The organism is Candidatus Symbiopectobacterium sp. NZEC135, assembly GCF_025962695.1.
On the sequence record NZ_JAGFPF010000997.1, the window covers coordinates 1 to 789 of the forward strand.

2 protein-coding genes are annotated in these 789 nt (G+C 57.7%); one reads left to right on the forward strand and one right to left on the reverse strand.

The annotated features are described in order from the left end of the window. Window positions 1–328, forward strand: a 328-nt coding sequence (locus tag J5224_RS32000) for an SDR family oxidoreductase (protein WP_264628987.1), incomplete at its 5' end; no start/stop codon positions are given. Window positions 329–385: 57 nt separating this feature from the next. Here J5224_RS32000 and J5224_RS32005 read toward each other — a convergent pair. Next, on the reverse strand, window positions 386–789 hold a 404-nt coding region (locus J5224_RS32005), incomplete at its 5' end, for a LysR family transcriptional regulator substrate-binding protein (RefSeq protein ID WP_264628988.1).

The following is a 789-nucleotide window of genomic DNA, read 5'->3' on the forward strand; positions in this document are numbered from 1 at the left end:
GAACTACAACGTGATGGGTCTGGCAAAAGCCTCTCTGGAAGCCAACGTTCGCTACATGGCGAACGCCATGGGCGCGCAGGGTGTGCGTGTTAACGCCATTTCCGCCGGCCCGATCCGCACGCTGGCCGCGTCTGGCATCAAGAACTTCAAGAAAATGCTCTCCCACTGCGAGGCCGTGACGCCTATTCGCCGTGTGGTCACGATTGAAGACGTGGGCAATACCGCCGCCTTCCTGTGCTCGAATCTGTCCGCCGGTATCTCCGGTGAAGTTCTGCACGTAGATGGCGGCTTCAACATTGCTGCGATGAATGAGCTGGAACTGGATTAATTTCCAACCGCTATCGATGAAAACCACCGGTATCCGGTGGTGTTTTTTCGTCCCAACTTAATCCGCGTTTTCTGCCAACCACGCCTGAGCGAAAACAAAGAAGTTTTGCGCCAGTGCCGTCACCTTACCGACCGGAGCCACAACCAGTGCCGCCTGACGCAGCATCGGTGGCAACGTCAGTGGGCGAAAACGCAGTGCGGGTATCATGTCCGGCAGCAGGCTTCCCTGTGGCACGACGGCGCAGCCCAATCCTAAAAAGACACTCTGCATCAGTTGCATCACCGAGGCACTTTCCACTTTAACCCGCGGCGTCACACCCGACTCGCGAAAGTGTCCATCGAGATAGCGCCGAAAATAGCGGCTGGGCTCTGCCAGACACAGCGACACATCGGCCAAATCCGCTAATGCCAGCGGCGTCTCTCCGATCATCTGCGGGAATGCCTGCGGGTGATACACCAGCG